Source organism: Kluyvera sp. CHPC 1.251 (genome assembly GCF_036759945.1).
In the GTDB taxonomy this organism is placed as follows: Bacteria; Pseudomonadota; Gammaproteobacteria; order Enterobacterales; family Enterobacteriaceae; genus Kluyvera; species Kluyvera sichuanensis.
Map to the genome: position 1 here is coordinate 1 of NZ_JAPKIC010000029.1, position 1,349 is coordinate 1,349.

2 protein-coding genes are annotated in these 1,349 nt (G+C 41.7%); one reads left to right on the plus strand and one right to left on the minus strand.

The annotated features are described in order from the left end of the window. Window positions 1–136 precede the first annotated feature (136 nt). Window positions 137–523, minus strand: coding sequence for a plasmid stabilization protein StbA (gene stbA, locus V6940_RS22650; RefSeq protein ID WP_001039464.1), 387 nt, complete (start codon window positions 521–523; stop codon window positions 137–139). 625 nt (window positions 524–1,148) lie between these two features. Here stbA and V6940_RS22655 point away from each other — a divergent pair. Then, on the plus strand, window positions 1,149–1,349 hold a 201-nt coding region (locus V6940_RS22655; protein ID WP_442910841.1), incomplete at its 3' end, for a transposase.

The window sequence follows — 1,349 nt, forward strand, 5'->3', positions numbered from 1 at the left end:
CACAACCCGCTACGGGGGAGACTTACCCGAAATCTGATTTATTCAACAAAGCCGCGCGGGGCTAACAGGTAAGATGAAATTAAGGTTTTACGAACACTGCCACTGTAATTAATTACCGCTACTTTCATAAATCACCTCAGAATTTTTTGTTGAACTTCTTAGGGTCGAAATTCTCACCGATTTTCTTGAAGAATTCTTTATCAATAATGCCGGGACTCTCTGCTTTTTTACTTTCCTGCACTTCAGGCTCAGACGGTTGTGTATTGTGCAATACACTTTCCGCTGCACCCTTCGCGCTACTCTTATCATGCGTATTGTGCAATACATTTTTTCGGTTTTGCCGCGTTCTATACAGTGCCATCTCAAGCCCTTTGGCTGTTACCGAAAAGCTGTATTCGCTGTCGAGGATTTCAGCAATTTCATGCCGCGTTAGCCCTCTGTCCAGCCAGTTCTCGATTTCATTTAGGCGCAATCTGACAGCAGCCGATAAGTTGCGGGGTTTCAGATCTGCTGGTTTATTCATAACCCCCTCCGTTGTATGAAAATGACTCTACAACACTCGTAAGAAGGGGTCAATCGAGTTTTGTAGTTTATCTGTAGTTTTATTGTAGTCTATTTGTAGTCTGTCACGTTTTTTGTAGTTTATTTGTAGTTTTATTGTAGTCTATTTGTAGTCTTACAACACTAAGGCAAAACGTTTTTTGTAGTTTATCTGTAGTTTATCTGTAGTTTTTGGTTGCTCAGATGGTCATGCAAGCATGACCATCAAAGAATAGGACGCTTTTTAGCCAAATGCCCCTTAACCTACGGAGATCGCCCTACCAAAAAAAGATGATTTTTTATCCCTTAACCTGCTATACACCTAACGCAGCGTGATAAATCACGCTATCGCACTGATTTAAAAGAAAAAAAACAAAATTTAGCCATGCTGCGGTATTACCCAGGTATTACAAATCAAATCTAAATTACTGATTTAAATAACTTTTTATTTATTACTTTGGTAATACTATGATTTCACCGTATTAGACACCCTTTTTTCGTTTAAAAAATGCACAAATTGAGGACTGAATGGGCTTTGTTGAATAAATCGAACTTTTGCTGAGTTGAAGGATCAGATCACGCATCCTCCCGACAACACAGACCATTCCGTGGCAAAGCAAAAGTTCAGAATCACCAACTGGTCCACCTACAACAAAGCTCTCATCAACCGTGGCTCCCTCACTTTCTGGCTGGATGATGGGGCGATTCAGGCCTGGTATGAGTCGGCAACGCCTTCATCACGGGGAAGGCCCCAGCGCTATTCTGACCTTGCCATCACGACTGTGCTGGTCATTAAACGCGTATTCAGG

What these genes read in the sequence shown, in the direction of transcription:
- stbA (WP_001039464.1), bottom strand. Translation starts at nt 523, where the DNA reads ATGAATAAACCAGCAGATCTGAAACCCCGCAACTTATCGGCTGCTGTC.